The following is a 12,829-nucleotide window of genomic DNA, read 5'->3' as shown; positions in this document are numbered from 1 at the left end:
TTGCTGCCAGCCCTTCGGCCATCAATCCCCCATTGAGCCCGCTGGTTTGTTACAATGGGGCGTTCCGACTGCCAAGAGTGCCCCATGTCAAACCCAAGGCCACACCTGCTCATCATCGATGCCCTCAACCTCATCCGCCGGCTGCACGCGGTGCAGGCTCAGCAGGCGCTGACTCCGGCCCAGGCGTTGATCGCCACCCGTGCCAACCTCATCAATACCTGCCGCAAGCTGCTGGCCGGCAGCGAGCCGACCCACGTCATTGCGGTGTTCGATGGCGAGGTGCACAGCTGGCGCAAGGAGGTCTATCCCGCCTACAAGGAGGGACGAACCCCCATGCCGGCCGAGCTGCGCGAAGGGCTGAACGAGCTGCAGGATGCCTTCTGGGAGTGCGGTGTCGATGCCCTGCTCTCCCAGACCGACGAGGCGGACGATCTCATCGCCACCCTGGCCAGCGGCATTGCCCAGCACGGTGCCAGCGCCACCATCATCTCCACCGACAAGGGCTTCTGCCAGCTCATCTGCCCGCAGATCCGGATCCGCGACTACTTCAACAAGCGCTGGCTGGATGCCGCCTTCGTCGAGCAGCAATACGGGGTGACCCCGGCCCAGCTGGTGGACTTCTGGGCCCTGACCGGCATCGGTGGCTCCAACATCAAGGGGGTGCCCGGCATCGGCCCCAAGACCGCCACCCAGCTGCTGCAGCAATACGGCGATCTCGCTGCCATGCTGACCGCCTGCCAGCAGGAGGACGCCGCCAAGCCTTTGCTCAAGCTGCGCCAACACCAGGATGAGGCCCTGCTGGCCCAGCGACTGGTACGGCTGCAGCGGGACATCCCCCTTGGCTTCAACCTGCGGGAGATCCGTTATCCGCCCGCCCCGGATGCCTGATGACGCTATCTCGCCAAGCATGACCGGACTCACTCTCGCTGTTGACAAAAACAGATAGAATGTAAAGAAACATGGAGGGTTAGGTGGAGAAATGGTATAAAACCGCCGAATCCTCCCCCTCTGTTCCCTAGAAGTGGATACGTCTCATGTCAAAAAGAAAAATTACCGTCATCCCGGGCGACGGCATCGGCCCCAGCATCATCGAATCCGCCATCCAGATCCTGACCCACGCCGGCTGTGACTTCGAATACGAATACGCCGACGCCGGTCTAGTGGCGCTGGAGAAACACGGCGAGCTGCTGCCCCAGGCCACACTCGACCTGATTGAGAAGAACAAGGTCACCCTGAAAGGGCCTCTCACCACCCCGGTCGGCGGCGGTTTCACCTCCATCAACGTCTCCCTGCGCAAGAAGTTCAACCTCTACGCCAACGTGCGTCCCGTGCTCTCCTTCAAGGGCACCCGCAGCCGTTACGACAACATCGACATCATCACGGTGCGCGAAAACACCGAAGGGATGTACTCGGGTGCCGGTCAAAAGCGCAGCGATGACAACCAGAGTGCGGAGGCGATGAGCATCATCACCCGCGAAGGGGCCGAGCGCATCGTCAAGTTCGCCTTCGAGCTGGCCCGTCAGGAAGGGCGCAGAAAGGTCACCATCATCCACAAGGCCAACATCCTCAAGTCCACCTCCGGTCTGTTCCTGGAAGTGGCCCGTGAGGTGGCCAACCGCTACCCGGACATCCAGAGCGAAGAGATGATCGTCGATGCCGCCTGCATGAACCTGGTGATGTACCCGGAGCGCTTCGACGTCATGGTCACCACCAACCTGTTCGGCGACATCCTGTCGGATCTGTGTGCCGGTCTGGTCGGCGGCCTCGGCATGGCGCCGGGCGCCAACATCGGTGATGGCGCCGCCATCTTCGAAGCGGTGCACGGCTCTGCCCCGGACATCGCCGGCAAGAACATCGCCAACCCCACCTCGGTGATCCTCGCCTCCATCCAGATGCTGGAGTATCTGGGCATGCAGGAAAAGGCCGAGCGCATTCGCGAAGCGGTGCGCGCCACCATCGAATCCGGCGACCGGGTGACCCGGGATCTGGGGGGCAACGCCTCCACCAGCGAGTTCACCCAATCCATCATAGATCGTTTGTAATTGGTGCCAACTTGTTGATTTAAAAAGGGAGCTTCGGCTCCCTTTGTTTTATCTCACCGCGCGCTCCCCCCTTTGTCGATTGGCTACTATGTTCAATAGATAAGGGATAAGGAGATCCATTATGCGCGCTATCGTTACCCTGTTGCTCATCAGCAGCAATGTCATGGCAATAGACAGACCGGTCGAGAATGCCTGGCCCCAGCTGCCGCCATCCACCCAGCCGGCCAGCCAGGTCTGGCAATCCACCCTGGATACCAATGACCTGCTCAAGGCTCCCAAACCCCTCTCCTTCGGGATGGATGTCGTCACCGACAGCAATGGCAACAGTCAGGTCACTCCCTATCAGAAGCTCAACCTGACCGCCGAGAAGAGCGTCAGCCTCTCCTTTGAGCAGCACAAGCCCAGGATCAAGTTCAAGACCGCCGGCATGAACACCTCTCTCAAGCTGCGCAGCAACGGCGTCAAGCTGGAGTTCAGCCCGACCGATCGCACCATACCGCTCGACATCGAGCTCAAGCTTACCGATGGCGAATCCTCGCTGCGTTTTGACTATCGCTTCTGAACGCAAGCCGAATAAAAAGGCCGACAACCTCGAGGTTGTCGGCCTTTTTGTCAGCCCATGTCAGCCAGCCTTCACTCCTGGGGGGAGAGCTTGGAGACCCAGTACTTGTTGAAGACGTGCACCGTGATCTCTTCGCGATCGTGGTAGAGCTGCTTGGCCTGAATGATGAAGCCGCCGTCGATCTCCGCCAGCAGTTCACGCAACACTTGGATGTTGTGCACCGCCTCGGCGTAGCGCTTCTTCATCGGCAGCTTGAGGTTGAACATGGCTTCCTGGCAATCACCCTCGCGAAACCAGTCGGCGATCATGTGGGTCACCCGTGCCGGCTTGTCGACCATGTCACACACCAGCCAGTAGATATTCTTCTTGCTGGGACGCCAGACAAAGCCGTCATCGCGGATGTGCTTGACCTGGCCGGTATCCATCAGGGATTGCGCCATCATGCCGTTGTCCACCGCGGTCACCATCATGTCGCGACGCACCAGCTGATAGGTCCAGCCGCCCGGGCAGGCACCGAGATCCACCGCCTTCATGCCGGAGCGCAGCCGCACGTCCCACTCTTCCCGCGGTACGAACACGTAGAAGGCCTCTTCCAGCTTGAGGCTGGAGCGGCTCGGCGCATCGGCCGGGAAGCGCAGACGCGGGATCCCCATGTGGAAGGCTGAGTTGTTGAAGGAGTAGGAGTAACCCAGCAACACATGGTCGTTGGCCAGGAAGAAGGCGTGGAACACCGGACGGTTCGGGGTCTCCTTCTTGGTCAGGATCTCGTTGCTGCGCAGCGCCTGGCGCAGCGGCACGGTGAATTTGCGGCAGAAGGCGGAGAGCTCCTTCGCCTCGTTGGTGTCGGCCGTCTCCACCCGCAGATCGCCGCAGATGGCGTAGTCGCGGGTCGCCTCGATGATCGGGGTGATCCGATCCGCCAGATCCAGCTCCTTGAGCTCGCAGGTCACCACCAGCATCTGGCGGATGAAGATGAGCTCCTTGAAGGGCAGCTTGCGCGCCAGCAGGTCGGCCTCTTCCTCACCGTAGCATTCGAAGATGATGTAGCCGCTGTCGTCCTTGACCCGGGCAAAGCCATAACACTGCATGTTAGTGGCTCGTTCGGTGATCTCTGCCGCCGCCTCTTTCTCAAAACCGGGGCGGCAATAAAGCAGCAGATTATTCATTCTTTCCTCCAAGACGACAGCCGGCCCACATCAGGGCCGCCCATCCCAACATAAAACAGAGGCCACCGGCCGGGGTGATGAGCCCCAAGCCCTTGCTGCCAAGCAGCACCATGGCGTAAATACTGCCGGAGAATCCCAGGATCCCCAGCACAAAGGCGGAGCCAGCCAGGTTGATCACCTTGCTGCGCACACCGCACCACCCCAGCACCAGCAGGGCCAGGGCGTGAAAAAACTGATACTGCACGGCGGTATTGAACGCCGCCAGACGCGAAGGGTCGATGCCGGTGGCCGCCAGACCGTGGGCACCATAGGCGCCCAGCATGGTCGCCGTCAGGCCGAAAAAGCCCGCCAGCACCAGCCAATGTCGATGAAATTGCATCCCTTGCCTCCTTGTTGTCCCGCGCCAGCCTCAACCCCGCGCCGGGATGGTCGCAATGAAATCCTTGATCCGTTCGGCCGCCTGGCGCAGGTTGCCCTGCTCGCTCGCACCGCTGCTCTTGCGCGGTTTGAAGCCATGATCACCATCGGTCAGCCAATGGACCGATACGGCGGATGAGAAGGGGAAATCAGCCAGTTCGGCACGGGTGCCGAAGGTATCGCGCTCCCCTTGCAACAGCAGGGTTGGCGTCTTGATCTGCTTGAGCACCTCGCCCCGCCAGCGGTCGGGGTTGGCCGGGGGGTGGAAAGGATACCCGAGAATGAGCAATCCTGCAGCATTCATCTCGTCCTCACTCTCCTGATAGAGTTCGGCCGCCATCCGCCCACCCATGGATTTGCCCGCCAGAAACAGTCTGGGATGGGCAAACTCCTCGATCATCTGGCGCCAGTGGTCGAGCAGGACAGGCTGCCGGTCCGGCGGACGACGCTTGCCATCCAGGGCGCGCTTGCTCATGTAGGGAAAGTTGAAACGCACCACCTCGATGTCGGGCCCGGCCAACAGCCGTGACAGCTCGGCCAGAAAGGCGTGCTCCATGCCCGCCCCGGCGCCGTGGGCCAACAGAATGCGAACGGGGGCATCAACAGCCCCCTCCCGGATCACCTCATGCATCGGCCAGTCGGGCCCGACGACGGGCCTCCTCCTGCTCCACCAGTTCCAGCATCCAGTCGCGAAAGGCGACTATCTTGCCCTGATCGGACTGCTGCTCCTGGCACACCAGATAGAAGGCGTTCTTGCTCACCAGCACCTGCTCGAACGGACAGATGAGGCGACCGGCCTCTATCTCTGGCTGGGCCAGCACGCTGTGACCAAGGGCCACCCCCTGGCCGTGAATGGCGGCCTGGATCACCATGGTGGAGTGGCTGAAGATGGGCCCCTGGTTGACGTTGGGGGCATCGATGTCGAGCTGGCGAAACCAGGCCTTCCAGTCGCGACGCGAGGTGTCGTGCAGCAGGGTGTGGCGGGTCAGATCGTCCGGGGTGCGCAGCGGCTTGGGGCCGGTCAGCAGCAGCGGTGAACAGACCGGGATCAGATACTCGGTGTGCAGCTTGTCGGCCCGCAGGCCGGGCCAGTTGCCGCGTCCGTAGTAGATGGCCACGTCCACGTCGTCGGTGAGCGAGCCCTCGTCCATGTCCACCGCCTTGATCCGCACGTCGATGTCGGGATGACGTTCGCTGAACTTGACCAGCCGCGGCACCAGCCACTGGATGGCGAAGCTCGGCTGCAGAGAAACGGTGAGCGCGCCCTTGGCGCTGCGGGCCAGCAACTTGTCGGTCGCCTCCGAGATGGAGGTGAAGATGTCCTTGATATCGAGGAAGTAGCCCTGCCCCTCCTCGGTCAGCAACAGAGAACGGTTCTTGCGGCGAAACAGCTTGATACCGAGGTACTCTTCCAGCGCCTTGATCTGGTGACTGATGGCGGCCTGGGTCACGAACAGCTCCTCCGCAGCGCGGGTGAAGCTTAAATGACGAGCCGCGGCTTCAAACGCTTTCAGTGCGTTGAGCGGGGGTAAACGACGAGACATGAGACCAGCCGACGATGAGTTTTTCTAATGGGCCGCATTATAATTTGTCGGTTGCGGGTCGACCAGTGAATAAACATAATTCGCTTCGCAATCCGTTGCCATATGGCTCACTTTTTCTCTTCCATGTTGGTTTACATGTGATTTTTGTGAGTCTCTGGAGTGCGATTGTGGTGTTGTGTTTCTTCCTCTGCGGGAAGAGGGGCTTAAATCGGACCGATTTAACCCAGTCTGTCATCTGAATGTGTTTGGCGCCTCCGGTTGGAAGGCGCCTTTTTTCTTATCCCTATACCTTGAACTGCCCCACCAGTTGCTGCTGCTTGTCGGCCAGCGCCGACAGCTCGCGACCATTTTCGGCGGAGCTGGCCGCCTCGGCCCGGATGGTGTGGCTCACATCGCGAATGTTGCTGACGTTGCGATTGATCTCGTCCGCCACCCCGCTCTGCTCCTGCGCCGCCCTGGCGATCTGCTCGTTCATCTGATGAATGGTGCCGACCGCGTGGATGATCTGCTCCAGCACGCTGACCGACAGGTCCACCTTGGTCAACGTCAGATCCGCTTGACCGTGGCCGGTCATGATCGCCTTCACCACCGCCTCGGTGCCGGATTGCAGCTGGCCGATGAGGGTCTGGATCTCGACGATGGCGTTCTGGGTGCGGCCCGCCAGATTGCGCACCTCGTCCGCCACCACCGCAAAACCACGGCCCTGCTCGCCGGCCCGCGCCGCCTCGATGGCGGCGTTGAGCGCCAGCAGGTTGGTCTGCTCGGCGATCCCCTGGATCACCACCAGGATGTCGTTGATGTTCTCGCTGTTGGCTGACAGGTGCTCCACCACCGGCTTGGCATCGCTGATCACCGCCATCAGCTTGCGCATCGCCTCCTGGGTGTCGGCCACCACGTACTTGCCCTCCTGCGCCGCCGTGTCGGCCTCGTTGGCAGCGGCCACCGCCGAGTTGGCGTTGCTGGCCACCTGCAGGGCGGTAGCGCTCAACTCCTCGAACGCGGTCGCCACCAGGTCCACCTCCTGATACTGAGCCTGCATGCCGGCACTAGTGCGCTCGGCGACGCTGGCCGCCTGCTCCGCGCTGGCCCGGGTGCCGGCAACGGTATCTATGACCTGGCTGATGGTACTCTGCAGCTTGTTCAAGAAGCTGTTGAACCACTTGGCCAGCTCGCCAATCTCGTCGTCACGGCGCAGCTCGATGCGCTGGGTGAGATCCCCCTCGCCGCTGGCAATGTCCTTGAGACGGGCCACCACGGCGCGGATGGGGGCCACTATCTGATGGGCCATCAGCCAGATGCAGATCAGCGCCACCGCCGAGATGAGGCCACCGATGAGCAGCTGGGTCATCACGCTGCGGCTGGCCTGGCCGGAGAGATCCTCCTGCAGTTGAAGGGCTGAGGCGAGCACCACGCTGCGCGGCAGCTCGATGTAGATGCCCCATTTCTGTTCCGTACCGCGCATCTTGACCGGTACGAAGGTCTGCAGCAGGTTGCCGTCCGGACTCCAGCGACTGGCCACCTGCCCCTGGCCCAGCCAGCCCTGCAAGGCGGCCGTCAGGGTCTGATACTGCTGACCGAGCGGACTGCCCAGGGTGACGTCGAAGCCATCCACCCCGGCGACACGGCCCTGGCTGCTCACCAGCAGCACCTTGCCCTGCCCCTCATAGAGCTCCTGATCCATCTCCTTGACCAGACTCTGCAGCGCGGTCAGCGAGATATCGACCCCGACCATGCCGAGCAGCTTGTCTTGCTCCAGCAGAGGCACGGTCACCGAGGTCATCAATACCTTTTGCGACCCCACATCGTCCAGATAAGGCTCCAGCAGACAGAGGGCCTTGCTGCGAATGCTGCAGCGATACCACTCGTTCTCCACCCCGCCGGCCGCGGTCGGGCTCTCGTCCGCCAGCACGGATTCGTCCTGCACCTCGGGTTCAATCTTGCCGTCGACCCGCGCCCAGTAGGTGGAGAAACGCCCCTGATCGTTGGAGCCCAGCGCGCTGGAGCCGTGGTAGTTGCTGTCTTCGCCGTCGAGCTGGTCCGGCTCGAACACCGCATAGACGCCGAGCAGGTGATCGGAGGAGGCTGCCGCGTCATGCAGTTGCTGGTTGACGGCGGTACGCAGTGATTCGGAGGAGCCGAAATTGTCGGCCGCGTTCTTGCGCTGGAACAGGATCCCCTGGCCCAGCAGGGTCGCCCGGAAGTAAGCTTCGTCCAGATAACTGGTCACCTTGGCCGCCTGCTCCGAGCCCATCGCCTTCATCCAGTTTTCGGCCGCACTCTGGGCTTCCGCCGTGGTAGAAGTCAGCACCTGATCCTGCATGTTGGCAGCACTGAAGAGAGAAGAGGCCACCAGGGCACCGGCACTGGCCAACAAACAACAACCGGCGATCAGGGTGATCCGCCCCTGAACAGAAAGAGAACTCATGCCACCATTTCCTAGCTTCATACTGATGTGATCAGTGTATCGGTTTTAGAAACAAAAACTTAACCTTATCACGCTAAATCCAGGGCAAGTTGGTTCACTTCGCCGGCCGCCGGCAGGCCGACTACCAATCCCAGTAGCCGAATGGGTTTGCCCTGTGCCCGCAGCAAACCTTCGTGCAACAGATCGTGAAACCGTTCCGGTTGGTAACCCCCGCGCCGATAGACGGTGGTCTGCTGAAAATCGGCAAACTTGAGCTTGATCCCCTGCCCCATCAACTGCTCCTTGCCGTGGCTGGCCGAGAATCGCTGCTCCAGCTCGGGAATGAGCCGGCTCAGCACCTGCCAGCAGGCGGCCTCATCCAGCACGTCGCTGGCCAGGGTTGTCTCCACCCCTATGGTCTTGCGCACCCGCTGAGCCTGTACCGGCTGCTCGTCGTGGCCCCAGATCCGCCCGGCCAGCATCTCCCCGAGCTTGCCGAACCGGGCGATCAGCTCCTCATTGCCGAGCTGACGGGCATCTTCGCAGGAGTAAAGGCCGAGCGACTCCAGCCGATCCGCGGTCTTGCGACCGATGCCGGGCAGCTTGCCGAGGGGGAGCTGGCGCACGAACTCATCCACCTCCTGCGGCCGTATCACGAACAGGCCGTCCGGCTTGCGCTGCTCGGAGGCGAGCTTGGCCAGAAACTTGTTCGGCGCCACCCCGGCCGAGGCGGTCAGCCCCAGCTCGGCGTTGATCGCGGCACGGATCTCGCGGGCCATCAGGGTGGCACTGCCGTCACAGCAGGGGCTCATCGTCACGTCGAGATAGGCCTCATCGAGGGAGAGCGGCTCCACCTGCTCGGTGTAGCGCAGAAAGATGGCCCGCAGCTGGCGGGAGACCTCCTTGTAGACCGCCATCCGGCCGGGAATGAGCACCAGCGGCGGGCAGAGCTTGCGTGCCAGGGCGCTCGGCATGGCGGAGCGCACCCCGAAGCGACGCGCCACATAGTTGCAGGTCGAAATGACACCGCGCCTGTCCGCCGAGCCACCGATGGCCAGCGGTACCTCGCGCAGGGCCGGGTTGTCCCGCATCTCTACCGCGGCATAGAAGCAGTCCATGTCGATGTGAATGATCTTGCGCATACCACTGTACGAATAAACAGGTAACCTGCCTATGCTAACCCAGTGTTGTCATTTCTGCCATCGGCATGAAATGACGGGCCGACATAGACTCTTAAGGCACCATTTATAATCCATCGCACAAGGAGAATGAGATGAAGGGAGTCTGGCCGGGGTTGGCTCTGGGGCTCTGCCTGCTGCTGCCGCAGCAGAGCAATGGCAAGGACAATCCGACCGCCGAGTGCAGCTGGTTGCACGAGCGCATCAAGGCGCTGGAGAAGGCCATCAAACAGGGGGACGAGCTAGGTACACAGGAGGAGCTGGCACGCTGGCGGGCCGAATTCAACAAGAAGGAGTGCCAGCGCTACGACTACTGAGCGCTCGCCATAAAAAAAAAGGGCTGACCCCAGGGTCAGCCCGTTTTGCGTTCGACATGGGTGCGAGAGCCCCTGCCCGCTCAGATGATCCGGTTCTCGGCCAGCATCTTGCGACGGGCCTCTTCCTTGGCCATCTTCTTCTTGCGGTTGTCGCAGGGTTCCGGGCAATCACACTCTTTTTCGATACCTATGCTGCCAAGTCCGCCACAGGAGCCGGAGATGGTCTTCTTCTGGAAGATGTAGCCGATGGCCATGGCCACCACTACCACCAGAAACACCCCGAAGGTGATCAAAAAAATCTGCATGTTACCGCCCTTTATTTTCTAACCAGATACTGTTTGAAGGCATCGGAGTAAGACTCCTCGAAACCCTCATCCGTCTTGGTGATCACGAAAATGGCCAGCCCCCGCTCCTTGGCGTAGGCCAGGCTCTTCTCGGGTCCGAGCACCATGAACACGGTCGCCAGCCCGTCTGCAGTCATGCAGGAGGGGTGGATCACGGTCACCGACACCATCCGGTGCTGGATAGGCTTGCCGGTCATGGGATCAATGGTATGGGAGAAGCGCTTGCCGTCCAGCTCGTAATAGTTGCGGTACTCGCCCGAGGTCGCCACCCCGTTGTCGCCCGCCACTATCACCTCCTGCACCGAGCCGGCGTTGGCAGTCGGTTTCTCGATGGCGACGCGCCAGGGGTGACCCTTGCCGTTGACGCCATTGATCCGCAATTCGCCGCCGATCTCAACCAGATAGTTGCGCGAACCCAGGGACTCCAGATACTCGGCCACCTTGTCGACGCCAAAGCCCTTGGCAATGGCGGAGAGATCCACGTAGAGATCCGGGATGTCCTTTTGCAGGGTATCGGCATCGACGGAGGTGATCACGTGCAGATTGCCGAGCCCGGTCTTCTGGCGGGTCTGGGTGATCAGCTCGTCAGACGGCGTCTTGGTCGGGCGCGCGTCGGGCCCGAAGCCCCACAGATTGACCAAGGGGCCGACGGTGACGTCCAGCGCCCCGCGGCTCTCACGGCCAATGTGAATGGCCTCGGTCACCACCCGCGCGGTATCGCGGGAGACCACCACGGGCGTCGAGCTGCGGTGCTGGTTGAAGCGCGACAGCTCGGAGTCCGGCCGGTAGGTCGACATCTGATCGTTCACCCGCTCCAGCAGCACATCGACTTCGGCCTGGAACTTGGCGGGATCGGTGATAACGTTGTCCGCCACCTTGATGGAGTAGTAGGTACCCATGGTGCTGCCGGTGATGTGGATCTCCGGCTTCGATTGGACCGTTTGTTCCTGACCGCACCCAGTCAAGAAAAAGGCTAGCCCGAAGGCTAGCCAGGTCTTTACAACACTGTGCATTGATTAACCACCAAAGTCATCCAGCAGGATGTTCTCGTCTTCAACGCCAAGGTTTTTCAGCATGTTGATGACGGCAGCGTTCATCACGGGAGGACCGCACATGTAGAACTCGCAATCTTCCGGCGCCTCGTGGTTCTTGAGATAGTTCTCGAACAGCACGTTGTGGATGAAGCCGGTGTAGCCGTCCCAGTTGTCTTCCGGTTGCGGATCGGACAGGGCCACGTGCCACTGGAAGTTGTCGTTCTCGGCCTGCAGCATGTCGAAGTCTTCGACATAGAACATCTCGCGCTTGGAACGGGCACCGTACCAGAAGCTCATCTTGCGCTTGGTCTTCAGACGGCGCAGCTGATCGAAGATGTGGGAACGCATCGGCGCCATACCGGCACCACCACCGATGAACACCATTTCCGCGTCGGTGTCCTTGGCGAAGAACTCGCCGAACGGACCGGAGATGGTCACCTTGTCGCCCGCCTTCAGGCTGAAGATGTAGGAGGACATCTGGCCGGGAGGGGCAGTCCAGTTGCTGGGCGGCGGGGTCGCAATCCGCACGTTCAGCATGATGATGCCGAACTCTTCCGGATAGTTGGCCATGGAGTAGGCACGGATGATCGGCTCGTTGACCTTGGACTCCAGCTCGAAGATCTTGAAGCGATCCCAGTCACCGCGATATTCGGTAGGAATATCGAAGTTCTTGTACTGCACGTGGTGGGCAGGCGCTTCGATCTGGATATAACCACCGGCGCGGAACGGCACGCTCTCGCCATCGGGGATCTGCAGCTTGAGCTCCTTGATGAAGGTGGCCTTGTTGTCATTGGAGATGACGGTACATTCCCACTTCTTCACCCCGAAGATCTCTTCCGGCAGCTCGATGTCCATGTCGGAACGGACGGTGACCTGACAGGCCAGACGCTCGCCATGACGGGCTTCGCCCTTGCTGATGTGATCCAGCTCGGTCGGCAGGATGTCGCCGCCGCCGGATTTCACCCGTACCTTGCACTGACCACAGGAGCCACCGCCGCCGCAGGCGGAGGAGACGAAGATACCGCTGCCGGCCAGCACGCCGAGCAGCTTGCCACCCGCCGGGCTGGTCACAGCCTTGGCCGGGTCGCCGTTGATGCTGATTGTCACGTCACCGGCGGTTACCAGCTTGGACTTGGCGAACAGAATGACTGCCACCAAGGCCAGCAGGATCACGGTGAACATGACCACACCCAGAATAATTTCCATCTATATTTCCTTTCCGATTACAGGGAAATACCAGAGAAGGACATGAAGCCCAGCGCCATCAGACCCGCGGTGATGAAGGTGATGCCGAGGCCACGCAGGCCTTCCGGAACATCGGAGTACTTCATCTTCTCGCGGATCCCCGCCATCGCCACGATGGCAAGCATCCAGCCGGCTCCAGAACCCACGCCATACACCACGGACTCAACGAAGTTGTAGTCACGCTGCACCATGAAGGAGACGCCACCGAAGATGGCGCAGTTCACTGTGATGAGCGGCAGGAAGATACCGAGGGCGTTGTAGAGGGCCGGGAAATACTTGTCCAGCGCCATCTCCAGGATCTGTACCAGGGCCGCAATCACCCCGATGAAGGTGATGAAGCTCAGGAAGCTCAGATCCAGACCGGACACCAGGGCACCGTCTTTGAGCACGTAGTTGTAGATCAGGTTGTTGGCCGGCACGGCCACGGTCTGAACCACGATAACGGCGACACCCAGGCCCATGGCGGTCTTGACCTTCTTGGACACCGCCAGGAAGGTACACATCCCCAGGAAGAAGGAGAGCGCCAGGTTCTCGATGAAGATCGAGCGAATCAACAGACTGATATAGTGTTCCATA

At 61.1% G+C, this 12,829-nt stretch carries 14 protein-coding genes; 4 read left to right on the top strand and 10 right to left on the bottom strand.

Features of this window, described 5'->3' with window-relative positions:
* The first annotated feature begins 84 nt into the window (after positions 1–84).
* The 3 genes from xni (at position 85) to AB5Y98_RS01900 (ending at position 2,604) form a co-directional block, all read left to right on the top strand.
* Complete coding sequence (gene xni, locus AB5Y98_RS01910; RefSeq protein ID WP_005303507.1) at positions 85–888, top strand: flap endonuclease Xni; 804 nt, start codon at positions 85–87, stop codon at positions 886–888.
* 146 nt (positions 889–1,034) lie between these two features.
* On the top strand, positions 1,035–2,042 hold the full coding sequence (locus tag AB5Y98_RS01905; protein ID WP_368231213.1) for an isocitrate dehydrogenase: 1,008 nt from the start codon (positions 1,035–1,037) through the stop codon (positions 2,040–2,042).
* A 121-nt stretch (positions 2,043–2,163) separates the two neighbouring features.
* Complete coding sequence (locus tag AB5Y98_RS01900) at positions 2,164–2,604, top strand: hypothetical protein (RefSeq protein WP_005303511.1); 441 nt, start codon at positions 2,164–2,166, stop codon at positions 2,602–2,604.
* A 71-nt stretch (positions 2,605–2,675) separates the two neighbouring features.
* On the opposite strand, the gene rlmM is transcribed toward AB5Y98_RS01900, so the two are convergent.
* The 6 genes from rlmM to dinB all read right to left on the bottom strand — a co-directional run bounded on the left by rlmM (position 2,676) and on the right by dinB (position 9,277).
* The gene (gene rlmM / locus AB5Y98_RS01895; RefSeq protein ID WP_005303513.1) at positions 2,676–3,770 is read right to left on the bottom strand and encodes a 23S rRNA (cytidine(2498)-2'-O)-methyltransferase RlmM; all 1,095 of its coding nucleotides are present in this window, start codon (positions 3,768–3,770) and stop codon (positions 2,676–2,678) included.
* Positions 3,763–4,149 carry a DUF423 domain-containing protein gene (locus tag AB5Y98_RS01890; RefSeq protein WP_043171107.1) on the bottom strand — a complete coding sequence of 129 codons (387 nt, stop codon included), beginning with the start codon at positions 4,147–4,149 and terminating at the stop codon, positions 3,763–3,765. Before AB5Y98_RS01890 ends, rlmM begins: the two co-directional genes overlap by 8 nt.
* A 30-nt stretch (positions 4,150–4,179) precedes the next feature.
* On the bottom strand, positions 4,180–4,818 hold the full coding sequence (locus AB5Y98_RS01885) for an alpha/beta fold hydrolase (RefSeq protein WP_201889584.1): 639 nt from the start codon (positions 4,816–4,818) through the stop codon (positions 4,180–4,182).
* Complete coding sequence (locus AB5Y98_RS01880; RefSeq protein ID WP_005303519.1) at positions 4,811–5,731, bottom strand: transcriptional regulator GcvA; 921 nt, start codon at positions 5,729–5,731, stop codon at positions 4,811–4,813. Before AB5Y98_RS01880 ends, AB5Y98_RS01885 begins: the two co-directional genes overlap by 8 nt.
* A gap of 283 nt (positions 5,732–6,014) precedes the next feature.
* Positions 6,015–8,156, bottom strand: coding sequence for a methyl-accepting chemotaxis protein (locus AB5Y98_RS01875; RefSeq protein WP_126882376.1), 2,142 nt, complete (start codon positions 8,154–8,156; stop codon positions 6,015–6,017).
* Positions 8,157–8,224: 68 nt separating this feature from the next.
* On the bottom strand, positions 8,225–9,277 hold the full coding sequence (gene dinB, locus AB5Y98_RS01870; protein ID WP_201889585.1) for a DNA polymerase IV: 1,053 nt from the start codon (positions 9,275–9,277) through the stop codon (positions 8,225–8,227).
* Between the two features lie 131 nt (positions 9,278–9,408).
* Here dinB and AB5Y98_RS01865 point away from each other — a divergent pair, with 131 nt between their 5' ends.
* Complete coding sequence (locus AB5Y98_RS01865; RefSeq protein ID WP_201885086.1) at positions 9,409–9,630, top strand: hypothetical protein; 222 nt, start codon at positions 9,409–9,411, stop codon at positions 9,628–9,630.
* 80 nt (positions 9,631–9,710) lie between these two features.
* Here AB5Y98_RS01865 and nqrM read toward each other — a convergent pair whose 3' ends face one another.
* Genes nqrM through nqrE form a run of 4 tightly spaced genes read right to left on the bottom strand, consistent with a single transcriptional unit; the run spans position 9,711 to position 12,828 of the window.
* Positions 9,711–9,935, bottom strand: coding sequence for a (Na+)-NQR maturation NqrM (nqrM, locus tag AB5Y98_RS01860; RefSeq protein WP_005303529.1), 225 nt, complete (start codon positions 9,933–9,935; stop codon positions 9,711–9,713).
* Between the two features lie 11 nt (positions 9,936–9,946).
* A complete protein-coding gene (locus tag AB5Y98_RS01855; RefSeq protein ID WP_005303533.1) occupies positions 9,947–10,987 on the bottom strand; it encodes an FAD:protein FMN transferase ApbE in 1,041 nt (346 codons plus the stop codon).
* 3 nt (positions 10,988–10,990) lie between these two features.
* Positions 10,991–12,214: an NADH:ubiquinone reductase (Na(+)-transporting) subunit F gene (nqrF, locus tag AB5Y98_RS01850; RefSeq protein WP_005303535.1), complete on the bottom strand. Its 1,224-nt coding sequence runs from the start codon at positions 12,212–12,214 to the stop codon at positions 10,991–10,993.
* Between the two features lie 17 nt (positions 12,215–12,231).
* Complete coding sequence (nqrE, locus tag AB5Y98_RS01845; protein WP_017764094.1) at positions 12,232–12,828, bottom strand: NADH:ubiquinone reductase (Na(+)-transporting) subunit E; 597 nt, start codon at positions 12,826–12,828, stop codon at positions 12,232–12,234.
* Position 12,829 lies beyond the last annotated feature (1 nt).

It is taken from the genome of Aeromonas sp. s3 (assembly GCF_040907805.1).
Lineage (GTDB): Bacteria > Pseudomonadota > Gammaproteobacteria > Enterobacterales > Aeromonadaceae > Aeromonas > Aeromonas dhakensis.
Note: the sequence above shows the minus strand (reverse complement) of the source record. Positions and strands in the feature narration are given on the sequence as shown.